1 protein-coding gene is annotated in these 1399 nt (G+C 42.3%); it reads right to left on the reverse strand.

The features are described from left to right. Positions 1 to 121: 121 nt before the first annotated feature. On the reverse strand, positions 122 to 1297 hold the full coding sequence (locus tag D3H55_RS23620; RefSeq protein WP_119549771.1) for an IS256 family transposase: 1176 nt from the start codon (positions 1295 to 1297) through the stop codon (positions 122 to 124). Positions 1298 to 1399 lie beyond the last annotated feature (102 nt).

Raw genomic sequence — 1399 nt, forward strand, 5'->3', positions numbered from 1 at the left:
GGTAGTGTCAATAATTATGTGTAAGAGAGTACTCCCTGGGTATATACTTCTCTTTGGTAATGGGGGTTGTCTTTCCCCTCCGGAGGCCGAGGCCTCCGGAGGGGAAAATTCCTCTTCACCATCATTTTTTTCCATAACGATTATCAAACATATCTTGGATTTCCTCTTTAGCTAAACCAAATCCACTTAATTTTCTTCTAGCCCAGCGATCATTGTAATCCGATACGTTCAAGTAAATGATCTTCTCAGCCGCCTCTATATTAGGCAGGCTGTCCATGGTTTTCAGTCGCTTACGCACCTCTCTATTCAGACGTTCAATAAGGTTTGTCGTATAAAGGTACGGTTGAACATCTGTAGGATACTTGAAAAATGTGAGGAGCACAGGAAGATCATTCTCCCAAGATTCCAATTCGCGTTTGTATGTTTTCTTCCACTTATCTTTTAGCTCTAGGAGTGCAGCTTGAGCTTCCTCAAAGCTGTTAGCCCTGTAGATGGTCTTTAAGTCTTGAGCTAATTCTGTTTGGTGCTTTTTTCGCGCATTATTTAAGGTATTTCTTACTTTGTGGACAACACAACGCTGCACCTCAGCTTTTGGGAAAGCTCGGAGGAACGCATCTTCTAGACCTGACAAACCATCAAATACGCCAAGAAGAACTTCTTCGACTCCACGCTCACGAAGGTTATTGAGAATCTCACTCCACCCGTTGGAGGACTCCCTGCCGCCAACATAAAAGCCCAAGACTTCCCGATGACCTTCCGGCGTAATGCCAAGAACAATGTAGACAGCCTCTTTACCTACTGTATCACGACGAACTTTCACAAATAACGCATCAAGGTAAAGGGCACAATATCGTTTCTTTAAAGGGCGGTTCTGCCATTCGCGGATATCTTGAAGGACGGTACCCGTGACATTTGAAATCGTCCCTTGAGAATAGGAATCCCCAAGCAGGCTTTTCATGATTTTACCAACCTGACGAACACCTACGCCGTGACGGTATAATTGAATGACCAACTCATCAACGGCTACCATTCTTCGTTTGTAAGGTTCAAATAGTTCCGTTTGGAACTCACCCTTACGATCCCGGGGAACATCAAGGTCTTCTACACGTCCGTAAACAGTGTCCAACGTACGCGGATAATACCCATTACGAGAGTTTTTTTCTCCAACAGGTTCATTTTTCAGAACCTCTTTAATTTCTTCCTGGAGAATAAATTCTACTTTTTCTTTAAGTACTTCTTTCATCGTGGACTCTAAAAGACTAGAAAGGTTAAGGTTTTTTGTGTTATTATTAGACATGGACAAAGGACTCCTCTCGATTATTGTGGTGATATTCAGAGAGTACTTTGTCCTTTTTCTATTGTCTAGAAAAAGACCTTACACATACATTTATAAACCATC

The organism is Bacillus salacetis (assembly GCF_003581585.1).
Lineage (GTDB): Bacteria > Bacillota > Bacilli > Bacillales > Bacillaceae_B > Rossellomorea > Rossellomorea salacetis.

Excerpts from the sequence above, each read along its gene's own strand:
- D3H55_RS23620 (WP_119549771.1), bottom strand. The coding sequence starts at position 1,297 with ATGTCTAATAATAACACAAAAAACCTTAACCTTTCTAGTCTTTTAGAG.